1 protein-coding gene is annotated in these 240 nt (G+C 58.3%); it reads left to right on the plus strand.

Features of this window, described 5'->3' with window-relative positions; translation table 11 throughout:
* On the plus strand, positions 1–240 hold a 240-nt coding region (locus tag SB754_RS22660; RefSeq protein WP_410784519.1), incomplete at both ends, for a DUF389 domain-containing protein.

Consider the following 240-nt stretch of genomic DNA (forward strand, 5'->3'; position numbering starts at 1 on the left):
TCTCCACGCTCTATTTCTACATGAGCCCTTTCAAAGAGGTTCAGTCCGAACTCCTGGCCCGCACCTCCCCGACCATCTATGATATCCTGATCGCTTTTTTTGGGGGCATTGTCGGGGTCATTGCCGTGACGCGGTCCGAAAAAGGCAACCCGATTCCCGGAGTGGCCATCGCCACGGCACTCATGCCCCCGCTCTGCACCGCCGGTTACGGCATTGCCACAGGCCAGTGGAGCTTCTTTC

Origin of the sequence: Leifsonia sp. SIMBA_070 (assembly GCF_046534635.1) — a bacterium.
In the GTDB taxonomy this organism is placed as follows: Bacteria; Actinomycetota; Actinomycetes; order Actinomycetales; family Microbacteriaceae; genus Leifsonia.